This window comes from Chamaesiphon sp., assembly GCF_041738855.1.
In the GTDB taxonomy this organism is placed as follows: Bacteria; Cyanobacteriota; Cyanobacteriia; order Cyanobacteriales; family Chamaesiphonaceae; genus Chamaesiphon.
In genome coordinates, this window is record NZ_JBGSPA010000149.1 from 24,584 (window position 1) to 40,218 (window position 15,635).

General features: G+C 48.8%; 12 protein-coding genes. 7 read left to right on the top strand and 5 right to left on the bottom strand.

All coding sequences use genetic code 11. The features are described from left to right. The first annotated feature begins 30 nt into the window (after window positions 1–30). Complete coding sequence (deoC, locus tag ACEW9I_RS15490; RefSeq protein WP_373541229.1) at window positions 31–717, top strand: deoxyribose-phosphate aldolase; 687 nt, start codon at window positions 31–33, stop codon at window positions 715–717. Between the two features lie 33 nt (window positions 718–750). Here the strand turns inward: deoC and ACEW9I_RS15495 are convergent, their stop codons facing one another. The 4 genes from ACEW9I_RS15495 to tig form a co-directional block, all read right to left on the bottom strand. After that, complete coding sequence (locus ACEW9I_RS15495; protein WP_373541230.1) at window positions 751–1,464, bottom strand: response regulator transcription factor; 714 nt, start codon at window positions 1,462–1,464, stop codon at window positions 751–753. 230 nt (window positions 1,465–1,694) lie between these two features. Then, on the bottom strand, window positions 1,695–3,086 hold the full coding sequence (gene clpX / locus ACEW9I_RS15500) for an ATP-dependent protease ATP-binding subunit ClpX (RefSeq protein ID WP_373541231.1): 1,392 nt from the start codon (window positions 3,084–3,086) through the stop codon (window positions 1,695–1,697). Between the two features lie 174 nt (window positions 3,087–3,260). Beyond that, a complete protein-coding gene (gene clpP, locus ACEW9I_RS15505) occupies window positions 3,261–3,908 on the bottom strand; it encodes an ATP-dependent Clp endopeptidase proteolytic subunit ClpP (protein WP_373541232.1) in 648 nt (215 codons plus the stop codon). 238 nt (window positions 3,909–4,146) lie between these two features. Then, entirely contained in the window at window positions 4,147–5,538 is a 1,392-nt protein-coding gene (gene tig / locus ACEW9I_RS15510; protein WP_373541233.1) for a trigger factor, read from the bottom strand. 408 nt (window positions 5,539–5,946) lie between these two features. Here tig and ACEW9I_RS15515 point away from each other — a divergent pair, with 408 nt between their 5' ends. The 3 genes from ACEW9I_RS15515 to ACEW9I_RS15525 all read left to right on the top strand — a co-directional run bounded on the left by ACEW9I_RS15515 (window position 5,947) and on the right by ACEW9I_RS15525 (window position 10,357). Continuing rightward, window positions 5,947–6,972, top strand: a complete 1,026-nt coding sequence (locus ACEW9I_RS15515; protein ID WP_373541254.1) for an aspartate-semialdehyde dehydrogenase — start codon at window positions 5,947–5,949, stop codon at window positions 6,970–6,972. A 151-nt stretch (window positions 6,973–7,123) separates the two neighbouring features. Beyond that, window positions 7,124–8,053, top strand: coding sequence for a 4-hydroxy-tetrahydrodipicolinate synthase (dapA, locus tag ACEW9I_RS15520; protein ID WP_373541234.1), 930 nt, complete (start codon window positions 7,124–7,126; stop codon window positions 8,051–8,053). Window positions 8,054–8,506: 453 nt separating this feature from the next. Further along, window positions 8,507–10,357 (top strand): ribonuclease J, encoded by a 1,851-nt coding sequence (locus ACEW9I_RS15525; protein ID WP_373541235.1) that lies wholly within the window; start codon window positions 8,507–8,509, stop codon window positions 10,355–10,357. Window positions 10,358–10,608: 251 nt separating this feature from the next. Here the strand turns inward: ACEW9I_RS15525 and ACEW9I_RS15530 are convergent, their stop codons facing one another. Next, the gene (locus ACEW9I_RS15530) at window positions 10,609–11,229 is read right to left on the bottom strand and encodes an exopolysaccharide biosynthesis protein (RefSeq protein ID WP_373541236.1); all 621 of its coding nucleotides are present in this window, start codon (window positions 11,227–11,229) and stop codon (window positions 10,609–10,611) included. 281 nt (window positions 11,230–11,510) lie between these two features. Between ACEW9I_RS15530 and ACEW9I_RS15535 the strand changes: the two genes are divergently transcribed. From ACEW9I_RS15535 to ACEW9I_RS15545, 3 genes are all read left to right on the top strand, one after another. Beyond that, window positions 11,511–13,229, top strand: coding sequence for a SulP family inorganic anion transporter (locus ACEW9I_RS15535; RefSeq protein ID WP_373541237.1), 1,719 nt, complete (start codon window positions 11,511–11,513; stop codon window positions 13,227–13,229). Window positions 13,230–13,232: 3 nt separating this feature from the next. Next, the gene (locus ACEW9I_RS15540) at window positions 13,233–13,523 is read left to right on the top strand and encodes a barstar family protein (protein ID WP_373541238.1); all 291 of its coding nucleotides are present in this window, start codon (window positions 13,233–13,235) and stop codon (window positions 13,521–13,523) included. A 169-nt stretch (window positions 13,524–13,692) separates the two neighbouring features. Beyond that, the gene (locus ACEW9I_RS15545) at window positions 13,693–15,630 is read left to right on the top strand and encodes an ATP-binding protein (protein WP_373541239.1); all 1,938 of its coding nucleotides are present in this window, start codon (window positions 13,693–13,695) and stop codon (window positions 15,628–15,630) included. The last annotated feature ends 5 nt before the right edge of the window (window positions 15,631–15,635 follow it).

A 15,635-nucleotide genomic window follows, 5' to 3' on the forward strand; every position in this document is an offset into this window, starting at 1 on the left:
CAAATTAGTCCAGTCCCAACTCCTCACCCCATGCGAACCGAACAATCCAATAATATCGACATCACCCCATACATCGATCATTCCTTGCTGGGTACTGCTGCTACTCCGGCAATGGTAGAACAGTGGTGTGAAGAAGCCGCAAGATTTGGATTTGCGGCGGTGTGTGTCAATCCCTGCTATGTGCGGCAAGTTACGTCGCTACTGCACCAAAAACGCCCCCAGATTTGCACCGTCATTGGTTTTCCCACGGGTGCCACGACGACGGCTAGCAAGCTGTACGAGGCTCAGGAAGCAGTGGAAAATGGTGCCCAAGAATTGGATGTGGTGATTAATGTTGGTTGGTTAAAGGCGGGGAAAATCGACGATGTGCATCGTGAAATCGCCGAAATCTGCGAAGCAACGGGACAAGGAGTAAAAGCCATCTTGGAAATGTCACTACTGACACAACCAGAGCGAGAAATTGCGGCTCAAATCTGTATGGAAGCAGGAGCGCGGATGCTGAAAACGGGTACGGGGTGGTGTGGTGCGGTGACTGTGGAAGATGTGCGATTGCTCAAGGATCTCACTAAAGATCAAATCGGCATCAAAGCCGCAGGTGGCATCCGCACTCACGAGCAAGCGGTGGCATTGATTTTGGCTGGAGCTACGCGGTTGGGTACTTCTTGGGGGATCGATCTATTGAAGCAGCGCGAGCAGGAGTCACAAGCAGGAGGCTAGGCATCCAGTTTGGTGGGTCGCATCGCAGGTAATTTAGATATTCTGGGGCGGTGGGGAGCGATCTTGACGGGGTGTGCTGTCAGGGGGTGTGGTGTGGACTTGGCGGAGGAGATAGAACGAACTTGTCAATCCCAATCCGACTAATAATAATGCTATGGCTTGATACCACCCGAGCGATTTAGGCGATCGCCGTAATGGGATCGTAGCTAGACTCGCGGTATGCGGAGTGTGTTTATTGATGCCAGTTAATTCGAGATTTCCAGTATACTCAGCTCGATCGAGCGGGAGCCGATGGCGGGACTGGGGAGATTGCCAGGTGAGTGCGCGAGTATCACTCCGATTGGGAATAAATTTTTCAAACAAACCTGGGGCAATTTGCATATAGCCCCGATGGACAAACCGGACTGCGTCACAAATTTCCTGTGCTGGGGCACCTTTGAGGATGTAGCCATTGGCACCAGCGTAGATCGATTCGGCGACATACTCGTCGCTGTCATGACTACTGAGTACCAAAATTTTGGTAGTGAGCGAATTATGCGAAATGATTTTGGTAGCCAGTACGCCATCGATATCTGGCATCTCCATATCCATCAGTACCACATCAGGGATCGATAATTTGACTTGCTCGATCGCATCATAACCATTATCTACCATCCCGATGACGTCAAAATCTGGCTCAGTCTCTAGCAGAGATTTGAGTCGTTCCCGAATGCTCTTCTGGTCATCCACCAGGAGAATGCGAATCATGTCCAATTCCTTAGATTTTTGATACTGACTATTAACCAACTCTGATTTACTTATACGCTCGATCTACCCTCACAGCCGGATGAAAATTGAGATTGAGTGATGATTAGTTGCTATTGTTACCAATTTAATCGCTCGTCTTCGCTGAACCGTCAGGGAACAAAGGCTCAGCTTAGAATCGCTACCCTCTATCCACAGTCAACCTCAGACTTGTAGAGGCGAATCAATCGCAACTAGGCTGACTCTGGTTTGGGCACTGCTGCTGGATGAATCAACAACTCAGCCGTCGAGCGTTTTTCCACCATTTCCCGAGTGATCGTGCAGTGGGTCAGATCCTTACGCGAAGGTAGCTCGTACATCACATCGAGCATCAACTCCTCAACAATCCCACGCAAGGCTCTCGCTCCAGTTTTGCGGCGGTGGGCTTCCTTGGCGATGGCACGAATGGCATCGGGATGAAATTCAAGCGAAACATTGTCCATGTGCAGTAGCTTTTCATACTGCTTGACTAGCGCACTACGCGGCTCGGTGAGGATCGAGACGAGGGTATTCTCGTCTAGGGGCTTGAGAGTCGCGATCACGGGTACCCGACCGACAAATTCGGGAATCAGACCATATTTGACCAAATCTTCCGGTTCTAAATGTTTCATCACATCCGCCGTCCGCTGTTCGCGATTGGGGGCGTCACCTGGCTGAATGAAGCCCATCGACTTTTTGCCCATCCGCTGTTCGATGACCTTCTCTAACCCGACAAATGCGCCACCACAGATAAACATGATGTTGCTGGTATCGATTTGAATGCAGTCCTGGTAAGGATGTTTTCGACCACCTTGGGGGGGGACACTGGCGATTGTGCCTTCGAGCATTTTGAGTAGTGCTTGCTGGACGCCTTCGCCGGAGACATCGCGAGTAATCGAGGGATTTTCACTTTTGCGGGCGATTTTGTCGATCTCGTCGATATAAATAATCCCGCGCTGGGCTTCTTCTACGTCTAGATCGGCAGCTTGGAGGAGTCTAAGCAAGATATTTTCGACATCTTCACCGACATAGCCTGCTTCGGTAAGGGTGGTGGCATCGGCAACGGCAAAGGGCACATCCAATACTTTAGCGAGAGTTTGTGCCAGCATCGTTTTGCCACAGCCAGTCGGGCCGATCAATAAGATGTTGGATTTTTGGAGTTCGACCCCATCGTCAGCGGCATTGGCTTTGTGAATGCCATTCGCGCCTGTAGGGGGATTGGCAGGGGCAGCGGCACCACTGATGGACTGGGCATAGCTCAGTCGTTTGTAATGGTTGTAGACAGACACAGAGAGGACTTTTTTGGCTTCATCTTGCCCGATCACCCGATCGTCGAGATACTTTTTCAACTCGCGCGGTTTGGGCATTTTGCGGAGATCGATCGGTACAGATTCGCGGCGTTTGCGGGGGGGTTCGGATTTGGCTGGTGAATGTGGGAGCGGCCCATTGGGATCGAGCAATTCTTCGTCGAGGATCTCATTACACAGCTCTACGCATTCATCGCAGATGTAGACTCCCGGCCCAGCAATGAGCTTGCGAACTTGTTCTTGTGATTTGCCACAAAAAGAACATTTAAGGTGGGAGTCATAGTTTTTAGTAGCTGGCATATGGTAAGAGCGTGCCTCGTGAAGCAAGATAGAGTACGATCGACTATGTGGTAGGTTCTCAACGATTGGCGATCGATTGCTGGTGGACTGAGCGTACCATCAATTTAGACGCTTTGTGGTGCGATCGCTAGTTTAAATTGATGGTTGTCGTGAGCCGAACATCGCAGCGCGGGTTTAGAGGCGATCGATCGTCAGATCGATGAGTCCATAAGCCTGAGTTTCTGCTGGTGACATCCAAAAGTCGCGTTCGGTATCCTCCGCAATGCGTTCGATCGGTTGTCCGGTATGATGTGCTAGCAACCCATTGAGATGGCTTTTGAGGTAGAGAATTTCTCGCGCCTGGATTTCAATATCTACGGCTTGTCCTTGGGCACCACCTAGCGGTTGATGGATCATGATCCGCGAGTTGGGTAAGGATCGACGCTTGCCTGGTGCGCCACTAGCCAATAAGAACGCTCCCATACTAGCAGCTAAACCGTAGCAAGTAGTGGCAACATCGGGACGAATTTGTTGCATCGTGTCATAAATTGCCATCCCAGCAGTGATCGAACCACCTGGTGAATTGATATACAGTTGGATATCTTTTTCGGGGTCTTCGGCTTCGAGAAATAACATTTGGGCGACCAAGGTGTCGGCGACGGCATCATCTACCTGAGTACCCAAAAAAATGATCCGTTCGCGCAATAGTCTTGAGTAGATGTCAAAGGCTCTTTCGCCAACTCCAGATTGTTCTACTACCATCGGCACCACGTTGGTACCTGCATAGATTTGGCTCTGGTGATAGCTAGTAATCGAACTGTAAGCAGAGGTGAAGATCGGCATAGTGAAGTATGTCTAAAAAAGGTAATATATTCGGCTCAAGTCAGCACGTTTTGCTGGCTTAATTGAATTATACCAATCTCTTTTCTAAAGTTGCTGCCAGCGGCCGCTGCAATTGGTGCGGTAAACCAGACTCCAGACGCGATCGAGTAAGTAGTAAGCTACTCGATCGCGGTTCGATCCGCACACCCTTGGCAAAGCCTACGGATCGCGTAACTATCAACTGTCAACTGTCAACTATCTACTCAGCTACTGCTTCGGCAACAATATCGATCGCTTCAGCTTCGCCTGCATCTACTTCTTCTTCATCTTCATCAACTGCTGGTTTCAAGGAGCCTTCAGGTACCAGTTCTACCTGGGCGTTTTCCTTGAGCCATGCCAAGGTTTTTTCCTTTTGGAGATCCTCAGTGATGAAGCTGCGGAGGCGATCCTCATCGACATTTTCGCCAGCTAATTGGGGGATGATTTCTGACATTTTGGTAGCAATGTCTTCGTCACTGACGACGATCCCTTCTTTTTGGGCAATTTCCGCGATCGCTAGTTGCTGCTTGAGGTTCTGTACTGCGTCGGTACGGCAATTTTCCTTCATTTTCGGAATTGTTTCGCGGGTGAAGAGTTTGTTGACATCCATCCCGTATTGGCTGAACTGATTTGCCATTTGGTTGAGGATATTCATCGTCTCCCGCTCGATCAGGGTTTCAGGTAGATCTGCTTGAGCCACATCGATCAGGGCTGTTTCGATCGCGGTGATGATATTCTGGTCGGTAGATTTTTTGGCCTGTTCTTGGAAGCGGGTGACGATCGATGCTCGGTACTCCTCCAAGGTATCAAAATCGCTCGCTTCCTTGGCATAATCATCGTCTAAGACGGGTAATTCTTGCTCTTTGAGATCTTTGAGGACAACCTTGAAACTCGCGGGTTGAGCGGCCAATTCTTCGCGGGGATAGTCTTCAGGGAAAACAACGTTGACATTCCGAGTCTCGCCAACGCTCATCCCCACGATGCCATGTACCAGATCGCTGATGAATTTGCCTTCAGAGAGTTCGATATCAAAGTCTTCAGCCTGAGCACCTTCAATCTCGGTGCCGTCGGCCATTTTGCCAACATAGTCAACTACCGCAATATCTTCAAGCTGGGCAGCGCGCCCGACAACGGGGATAATCGTCGCTTTTTCGCGGCGTTGGCGATCGATAAAATCATCGACTTGAGCCGGATCGTAGACGATCTCCTCAGCTTTGACACTCAATCCGGTGTAGTTGCTCAATTCCACTACAGGCGGCACATCGACGACAGCATTGAAGGTCAAAGTTTCGCCAGGGACATAAGTCTGAAGGAGTTCGTCAAAATTGGACGAGATTTGGTAGTTACCAATGGCTGGCACTGTTTCTTGTTCAATTGCTTCATTAATTGCTGGTTCGAGCAAAGCTTCCAGAGCCATCGCCTTGATCTGAGCCTGACCCATCCGTTGTAAGATCACTTGGCGCGGGATCTTGCCTTTGCGGAACCCAGGAATATTGGCACTGGTGGTCAGTTTGCGGATCGCTTGCTCGTAGTATTTAGTTGTTTGTGCTCCGGTAACTTCAATTTGGAGACCAATCCGGCTTTGTTCGAGTTTTTCCTGGGTAACTTTCATGGTATGTATATCTAACAACAGTCAATGATGATATTGGAGGGGCTGGGAGATCGCGTAATTATGATATGCTAAACCAGCGATGGGTATGACGATCGAGAGTAGCTTGCCGTCAGCTAAGTCATGTTGCAAATTCACTACCGCGATCGAGTCGCCATCGTTGCATCATTTAATTAAAATGCGAAGTTTATCTACACGATTCACCTATCTGATGATAGTACATTGCCGTTCGGTATTAAGTATTGAAAGATTAAGCATTTGGGATTTAGGCGGGGCTTGAGGCGTTCAGGCTAGCTCTCGATTGTGACCCAGCGGCGGTCTAGAAGATTGCTAAGTCGTGCAGCCGCAGTAAAATTGGGATCTGTACGCACACATTTTACAACTAGTTACTCATCAGTGGAGGCAGCTTCCTTGTCCGATCTATATCGCGTTGCTATCTTAGGAGCGACAGGTGCCGTTGGTACGGAGTTAATCGCCCTACTCGCCAGTCGCAATTTTCCCATTAGCGAACTGAAGCTGTTTGCTTCGCCGCAGTCGGCAGGTAAGAAGTTGCAATTTCGGGGTAAGGAGATCGTAGTCGAAGTAGTAGACGATCGATCGTTTGATGGGGTGGATATCGTCCTCGCATCTGCGGGCGGTGCTACTTCCACAGCTTTAGCTTCCCAAGTGGTTGCTGCTGGAGCGGTGATGATTGACAACTCCAGTGCCTTTCGGATGCGTCCCGATGTCCCACTAGTCATCCCCGAAGTCAATCCAGCAGCGGCGGCGGATCACCACGGCATCATCGCCAATCCCAACTGCACGACAATTTTGATGGCGGTGGCCATTTATCCCCTCCACCAGATTCAGCCGATTCAACGGATCGTGGCAGCTACTTACCAGTCAGCTAGCGGCGCAGGTGCTAGAGCCATGGCAGAAGTCGAGACTCAAAGTCGCGATATCCTCGACGGCAAGCCGCCCATCCCCAAAATTTTCCCCTACCCGTTAGCATTCAATTTATTTCCGCACAATACCCCGATCGATGAACATGGTTATTGTGAAGAAGAGATGAAAATGGTCAACGAAACTCGGAAGATTTTCGGGACGCCAGACTTACGCGTCACTGCGACATGTATCCGCGTTCCCGTCCTCCGCGCCCACTCCGAAGCGATCAACCTCGAATTTGCCGCACCCTTCAATCCCGACCAGGCGCGATCGATCCTCGCCCAAGCTCCTGGTGTAAAATTGGTCGAAGATTGGACTAATAATTATTTCCCGATGCCGATCGATGCCTCTGGCAAAGATGAAGTCCTCGTCGGGCGCATTCGTCAAGATATCTCCCATCCCAACGGCTTGGAATTGTGGCTCTGCGGCGACCAAATCCGCAAGGGTGCCGCTCTCAATGCCGTTCAGATTGCTGAGTTGCTAGTTGAGAACAAATGGCTCAAGCACAAGTAGATCTAATCTTTTATGAGCATAGGTCGCGCCTAAAACCTAACCGTGGGCAGTGCCCACCCCACATCTACAACTACTGAAACCTGCGGGCACCGCTATGTAGAAGGGATTTCTTTTCCCTAAAGCCTAATACCTAATACCTAATACCTAATACATGACAATTGATTTCGGACGAGTCATCACCGCAATGGTTACGCCCTTCGATAATGAAGGCAACGTCCACTATGCAGAAGCCGAGAGATTAGCCGCATATCTAGCCGCAAATGGTTCGGATGGGATCGTGGTGTGCGGTACGACAGGTGAATCACCGACTTTGAGTTGGGATGAAGAGTACCAACTGTTTCAAGTCGTCCAATCAGCCGTCGCAGGTACAGCCAAAGTAATTGCAGGTACCGGATCGAATTCGACTAGTGAAGCGATCGAAGCCACCCAAAAAGCGGCTAAACTGGGAGTAGATGGCAGTTTGCAGGTAGTTCCTTACTACAATAAACCACCCCAGATTGGACTATATCAGCATTTTGCCGCGATCGCCGCTGCTTGCGATCTGCCGATGATGCTCTACAATATTCCTGGACGCACCGGACAGCCGCTAGAGCCAGAGACAGTCGCCAAGCTAGCTCAATTAGCTGGAATTGTCGCCATTAAAGAATCGACGGGCAATCTCGATATCGCTAGCCAGATTCGGAGCCTGACACCCCCAGAGTTTACGATTTATTCAGGTGATGACTCATTGACATTGCCGATCTTGGCTGTCGGCGGCACGGGAGTAGTTAGCGTGGCGAGTCATCTTGTGGGAAATGAGATCCAGCAAATGATTGCGGCATTTGCATCCGGCAACAATCAAGCCGCGATCCAGATGCACCTCAAACTGTTGCCGCTATTTAAAGGGTTATTTGGCGCACCCAACCCCATGCCGATCAAAGCAGCATTGCAACTCCAAGGCTGGGAAGTCGGTGGACTCCGACTACCGATGTGCGAATTACCGCACCAACTACTACCTCAACTTGCCGAGTTACTCCACCAGCAGGGATTAATTGACTCACAGCCCGCCAATCCGATCGCGCGGCACTCGCTAAGTCATTGACCCAGCGTGGATATTGTGATACAACTAGAGTAATGAGGCAAAAGAATAAATCAGCTTGAAAGCAGCCAGATTAGCATTTGACGAGTTAGCAACACAAACTGCGCGATGCTAATCCCATTAAAGCCTGTTCGATCGCAACCAATCCAAAATCGAGCGTTGGCATCAGTATTACTGCCATCGATTTAGATCGTAAATATTCAGTTAGTTTAATATAACCAGTGCAAATTTCTAGCGCATAGTTTTGGTAGATAATATTATCTATATTGTTATTTCTAAGATCGATCGCGATAGTCTAATAGCGTTGCTGGCAAACGAACTGAAGCGATTTCACTTAATAACTTTTCAATCATAACTAATAGATAAAGCAGCTAATCTAAGTTAACTGCGGCTAGTTAATAGATTGAATAATCAGTTTTGCCTAAAAATAATCCAACTCATCTAAAGTTTAGCTAAATGCGTCCAATCATCAAATCATCTACAGCCCCCACGATCGCCAAAAATCCTCACGAACCTACGCTCAAAATCATCCCATTGGGTGGTTTGCATGAAATCGGTAAAAATACCTGCGTCTTTGAAATTAACGACGAGATTTTACTGCTCGATGCTGGCTTGGCTTTCCCGACAGATGGAATGCACGGTATCAATATCGTGTTGCCAGATATGACCTATCTGCGCGAGAACCAGCACAAAATCAAAGGGATGATTGTCACCCACGGACATGAAGATCATATCGGTGGGATTCCTTATCACCTCAAGCAATTTGACATCCCAATTATCTATGGTCCTCGCTTGGCGATGGCACTATTGCAAGGTAAATTGGAAGAAGCTGGCGTCGCCGATCGCACTAAAATCAAAACAGTCGCGCCGCGTGATATCGTCAGAATCGGTGAATCATTCTTCGTGGAGTTTATCCGCAACACCCACTCGATCGCCGATAGCTTCACAGTGGCACTGCATACACCAGTCGGTGTCGTCATCCATACCGGAGACTTCAAATTCGACCATACGCCAGTGGATGGCGAGGCTTATGACTACGCCAAACTCGCCGAACATGGTGAAAAAGGTGTATTGTGTCTGATCAGTGACTCCACCAACTCAGAAATACCTGGCTTCACACCCTCCGAACGTTCCGTCTTCCCCAATCTTGACAGATTTATCTCTCAAGCTCCAGGACGCGTGATGGTCACCACCTTCTCATCATCCGTACACCGGATCAACATGACGATCGAGATTGCCATGAAGTACAATCGGAAAGTCTGTGTGGTCGGTCGATCGATGCTAAATGTGATCGCTCACGCACGGAACCTCGGTTATATCAACTGTCCCGATGACGTATTCGAGCCGCTGCAATCAGCCAATCATCTCCCCGACAACAAAGTCCTAGTGCTGACCACAGGCTCCCAGGGTGAGACTCTTGCCGCGATGACGCGGATTGCCAACGGTCAACATCGCCAAGTGCGAATCCGCAAAGGTGATACGATTATTTTCTCAGCCAACCCGATTCCTGGCAATACGATCGCCGTCGTCAACACGATCGATAAATTGATGATGCAGGGTGCCAACGTCATCTACGGACGTGACAAAGGGATTCACGTTTCGGGACACGGTTGTCAAGAAGATCAGAAACTGATGCTGAGTCTGACTCGTCCCAAATACTTCATCCCAGTTCACGGCGAACACCGGATGCTGATCAAGCACTCCCAAACCGCTCAAAGTACTGGCATTCCTGCCGAAAATATGGTAATCATCGATAACGGTGATATCGTCGAACTGACTGAAAATAGCATCGGTAAAGCTGGCAAAGTTCCTTCAGGCATCCAACTAGTAGACAACGCTGGCATCGTCCACGACCAAGCACAGGTAATGGAAGAGCGCAAACAGCTAGCTGGTGATGGTGTGGTCACTGTTGCCCTCGCGATCGGTCTAGATGGTAAAATGATGGCAAAACCACAGGTCAACCTCCGTGGTGTGGTTACTGCTGTCGAACAGTCCCTGATTACTGCATTGATTCAAAAAACGATCGAAAATACCTTGAGCGATCGTTGGGATCGGTTTGCCCGCAAATTTGAATCCGGTCAGCTAGATATCGACTGGACTGGACTCCAAATCGAACTAGAATCTGCACTCCAACGCCTAGTACGTCGCGAATTGCAAAGTCGTCCGCTACTGGTATTGATGATGCAAACGCCTGAAGATGGCTCTAATACCCACAAAGCTGATATCGCCGTTGGTGCAGATGCCAGTAATGGTGTTTCACCAGTCGGTCGTCGCAAACAACGTTCGACGGCAAAAGTTGGAGCATAGTTGCACTTAGCAGCGATTAAATAACATCGGGGAAGGGGCAATCGAGCGATTGCCCCTTCCCTTTTGGGTAGTGTTGATATTTAGTTTTTATGTATCGCGAACAGTTATTATTTGTCTGTAGCCGCAACCAGTGGCGGAGTCCCACCGCAGCAGCTATACATGAATCCAGAGCTTATCGAAATGCTGCGATCGCGACTGTCTGAGTATTTAGATTGGAGCGATCGCGTGTAAATCTGAGGATCTGATGCGATCTAACTCTTTATCAACACCTGCAACCAATGACTTGCTAATTGCCAAATTGTCCCCGCAATACTGGCAAAAAAAATAGTTGTCACCATCGTCATCCCATAGCCGATCAGAATAAATAAGCCATCAAATTCTAACAATCCGATCGCTAGAAACAAAATAGTATAAGCGGGGATCAGATTGGTAAGTGGAATTGGTAACGGTAGCGACATCAGTAGCGCATCCCAAGCCAAACAAACTCCAGTAATGCGAGACCCCCACCAACTATTACTAAACCGCGAAAATCGATGCCTAGACATCCGTTCTAGCGGTTGCAGGAGTCGATTAATATTTTTGAGAATTTTTTGGGAAGCCGCAGGTGATAGTTCGATCCGCGCAATTCGCTGAGGCAAATAGGGTTTTTCGTAACCGAGAGCTAGTTGACAGCCAGCCATAATAATGCCGCTGCCGACTAATGTTGAAAATCCCGCTAAAGGGATCGGGAGCGGGATCAGCATTGGCATGGTTAATATCCCTGAGATCGTGCCAAATCCACTACTTCCCACTTGGTTGAGTAGCACAGATAGCGGCAAAGGTCGATCGGCATATTCAACTAATAGTTGAGAGAGGATTTGAGATAATTTCATATGATATATTTAATTTCTATGCAAGCCGATGTTGGTGATGTAAATCTATAGACTTGGCAAAGTTTCACCACCTAGAGACCAGGAGACCATCTATGAATATATGTCCTCAACGATCCTTTTATTTTAGAGCGATCGGGCTTTGCCTACGCTATGGCGATCCTAAATCAGATCCCTAGGATCGAATACTAGTCCGTTATAGCGATCGCCTGACACATCCTACACTCACAGAGCTGCTTATTCAGGATGGCTAGATATTGCGTGGAAATGGATTAGCAACGAACATGCGCGAGAAATTTTTGCTCGGATTGCCTGGTTTGCGCCAACTGTGGGGCTACGATCGATCGTGGTGGGGAGGCGATCTGCTCGCAGGTATCACCGTTGCTGCTTACCTGATTCCTCAATGTATGGCATATGGGGAAATAGTAGGCGTTTCACCTGTCGTGGGGCTGTGGACGATTTTGCCTGCGATGTGCGTTTATGCGCTGGTTGGCTCATCACGTCAACTTTCAGTTGGCCCAGAATCAACTACAGCAGTGATGACGGCGGCGGCGATCGCACCATTGCTGCTGGCAGATGGGAGTAATTATGGAGTGCTGACAGCTACTCTAGCGATGCTAGTAGGGGCAATCTGTTTGGTTGGTTATGTTGCCAGAGTGGGGTTTCTCGCAAATTTACTCTCAAAGCCAATTCTGGTCGGCTACATGGCAGGTGTGGCGATCGTCATGATTGCCGGACAACTAGGCAAGATTAGTGGGATTTCCATTCAAGGCAACACTGTATTGACCCAGGTGAGTCAATTTGTCCAGCAGATCTTTGGTGCATCTTCAGAGGGGAATCGCCTGCATCTGCCGACTCTCATCTTAGCTGGTTTAACGTTCGGGTTCCTGGTCGCGATCGGCAAATTTTTCCCCAAAGCACCCGCACCACTGCTAGCAGTATTAATCAGCACGGTGGCAGTGGCAATTTTCGATCTCGATCGCCAGGGATTAGCCATTGTCGGTGCAATTGAGGCGGGCTTACCCCAAGTAGTCATTCCTCATCTTTCAGCCCAACTCCCAGACCTGCTAGCCTCCGCACTGGGGATTGCGATTGTCGGTTATTCAGATAATGTGCTGACGGCTCGATCTTTTGCGGCGCGTCATCAGCAAAAGATCGATGCCAACCAAGAATTACTCGCACTGGGGTTGGCGAATGTGGGGGCGGGATTGGTGCAAGGGTTTCCAGTGAGTAGTAGTGGCTCTCGCACGGCAATTGCCGATACATCGGGGAGCAAAACTCAGCTATATTCATTGGTGGCAATGGGCGTGGTAATGGCGGTACTAATCTGGTTGCGCCCAGTTTTGGCACTATTTCCAAAGGCGGCTTTGGGCGCGCTGGTGATTTTTGCGGCTTTTAGATTGATTGAAATTTCTGAATTTGTCAGACTATATCGATTTCGCCGCAGTGAATTTTGCTTGGCGATGATTACGACAGTTGGTGTTTTGACCACTGATATTTCCGTAGGTGTAGCGATTGCCGTCGGTTTATCAGTAGTTGAATTGCTATCTCGATTGGCACGTCCTCATGATGCCGTACAGGGCATGGTGCCAAATCTGCCAGGATTTCATGATATTGATGATTGGGAAGGTGCAACGACAATTCCGGGACTAGTAATTTATCGTTATGATGCCCCGTTGTGTTTTGCGAATGCAGAGGATTTTAAATCTCGGGCGTTGAGAGCCATCGAGTCAGAAATCGCTCCGGTAGAATGGTTTGTCCTAAATACTGAGGCGATTGTAGAAGTTGATATCACTGCCATGGATATTTTGGAAGAGTTGTATGATGAATTAGCTGCCAGACAAATTACTTTGGCAATGGCAAGAGTGAAACAAGATCTCTACGCTCAGCTACAGCGATCTGCACTGTTGGAGAAAATTGGTAAAGATCGGATCTATTTTACGCTGTCTACGATGATAGTTGATTTTAAAAATTTGAAAGTTGAAAGCGATGCGTCGCCCTAATTAATGAAAGTAGAACTTAATGGGCAAAAAATCCACACCGAGAGTGACTTCCATCGCCAGATTGCCGAAATACTAGACTTTGGCGCATATTATGGACACAATCTCGATGCCCTTTGGGATCGGTTAACTGTAGATGTGGAGCGTCCAGTCAAATTAGTTTGGCGCGACTCGGGCAGATCTCGCGATCGCTTGGGGCAAGAAACTTTTAATCTAATTATCAATATTTTAACTAAAGTGCAAACTAACGATCTCAAGGCTGGTGATGACGATCGATTTGAATTCGAGCTGCAATAATTACGGCAAAGCGATTGGTTCATGGAACATTCATCAGATTTATACGTCTGAGATGCTCAATGTTTTGGGCGATGATTGACGGTCATCAGCGATGTAGTAATTGGTCGATACTCCTCCACATTCGATCGATAGGAGCGGCGAATTTACCCAACTTTAGCCCGATCGATAGATGTCTAAACTGAACAGAGGAGTAACACTAGATGAGTACCCCAACTATCTACTCACAATCTGTCACAAGATTGGAATTAGTCTGTTAGTGAATTTAATCAAGAACTATTGGGTAAATATTCAAACTTATTGGAACCAAATGCCGATCGCCCAACGGGGCACGATCGCCATTTGTATTCCATTAGCTTGCTTGGTAGCGACAGTGATGGCGCACAATATTTGCTACTACAGAACGAGCGCAGCACAACGCTATATCATGCGTACCAGCGAAGTTTTGGGCAAAAGCCAGCGGATCTCGATCGACCTGTTAAATGCCGAAACTAGTGCGATCGGTTATTGGGTCGGCAACCAAAAAGTGTTACTCCAGCCCTATCAGCTAGCTTTAACAAATCTAGAACCTACTCTCGCCAGTCTCGAACGGCTCGTCCGCGAGCGACCCACTCAAGCACAGCGGCTCAAGTTGTTGACTCAAATTGTGCGCCAGCGGATGAACACCTTACAACGGAGTATTACCGTGACAGCGGTAGTCGATCGTCCGCAAGTGCGTCTCAATAGTTTGCTAGCAGGCAAACAAGACATCACGCGATTTCAGGAGACAATCGCTCAATTTGAAGCCGAAGAACGGCGACTGCTGGCAACACGCACGCGATCGCTTCAAGACGAACAGCAGATCGCTGCCACGATCGTGTGGGCAGGCACTGAGATCGGGATCTTGGGGACGATCTTCACCATCCAAACACTCCGACAATTGGCGGCAGAACTCCGCGCCCGTCAGCTCCGACTCAATGAGAGCCGCAGTCTAATTGAAGCGATCGTGGCGAATATTATCGATGGGGTGGCGATTGTCGATGCTCAGGGCAGAATTGAAACCTTCAATGAGGCTGCGGCGAAAATGTTTGGTTATGTAGCGGACGAAATCATTGGCTGCAATTGGCAACAGCTATTGACGCCCGCAGCCGAAGTCAATCAACATTTATTCTTGCACCCAGCCGAGATCCTGCAACAAGTATTACCGACTGGCAAACTGGAACAGGCGATGGGACAACGCCAAAATGGGGACTGGTTCCCGATCGAATTTTCGATCGCGCGGATGGAGTGGGTAGATGATGACGGCGGGACGAGCCTGGGTGAGCGGATCGTTATTATTCGCGATGTCACCGAGCGGCAACAAGCAGCCGCCAAACTCTATGCCAGTACTACTCAACTGAGCGATCTCAACGACGATCTCAACTCTACCAATCGCTCTCTACTTCAGAGCAACTGTGAATTAGACCAGTTCGCTTATATTACCGCTCACGATCTCAAAGCTCCATTGCGGGCGATCGCCAGTCTGTCAGAATGGATTGAAGAAGATCTCGATCCCAATAGCCCTAATGAAACTCGATTGCAGCTACACTTGTTGCGCGGTCGCGTTTATCGGATGCAGGCATTGCTCAACAGCTTGCTGGAATACTCGCGAGCGGGACGCGCCCAGACTCCGATTAGCCAGGTTAACGTCAATCGTCTCGTTGCCGATATCGTCGAGCAGCTCGCACCGCCAGCCACTTTGACGATCGATGTTGCTGCGCCACTGCCGATCTTTAGTGCTCGCAAACAGCCTCTCAAGCAGGTATTTTCACACCTGATTGATAATGCTATTCGCCATCATCCTACCCAAATGGGCAAAGTGACGATCTCGGCGATCGATCTAGGTGAGGATTATGAATTCACCGTTGCTGATGATGGCGATGGGATCGAACCTCAATACCAAAGTCGGATTTACACGATTTTTCAAACCCTCAAAGCCCGCGATCTTCAAGAAAACGTTGGTGCTGGATTGGCGATCGTCAAAAAAATTATTGCTGCCGAAGGGGGGATGATTTATTTAGAATCAGCCGCTGGTGAGGGTGCTGCCTTCAAATTTACCTGGCGTAAACAATCAGTTGTTCCCAAAAATTAGTTTAC